Source organism: Staphylococcus simiae, from assembly GCF_002902085.1.
Classification (GTDB): domain Bacteria; phylum Bacillota; class Bacilli; order Staphylococcales; family Staphylococcaceae; genus Staphylococcus; species Staphylococcus simiae.
In genome coordinates, this window is the sequence record NZ_PPQR01000134.1 from 474 (window position 1) to 825 (window position 352).

Here is a 352-nt window from a genome sequence, read left to right on the forward strand (position 1 = left end):
GTTTTTGTAGTAATTAATTAAATTATACGAAAGTGTCTTATTTTTTTGAAGTATTTACATGTAAAATTACATAAAAGCGAAGTATTGTAGTGGAGACTCCCGAGGGAGCAGTGCTAGTCGAAGACTACAGGCTGAGACAGCACCCTGGGAACGCGAAACTACAATACGGAGTATTGAACATAAAGAAGCACAAAGACGATTTAACAATAAAATCATCTTTGTGCTATTTTTTTGAGATTTATGTCCCAGGCTCGTTCCTACGATTAGTCAAGTACTTATAAATAAAATAAGCATTACTAAATTAAACCGTTCAATTTAATTTTTTTGAATAAGGTGTTAAACTATATTTGAT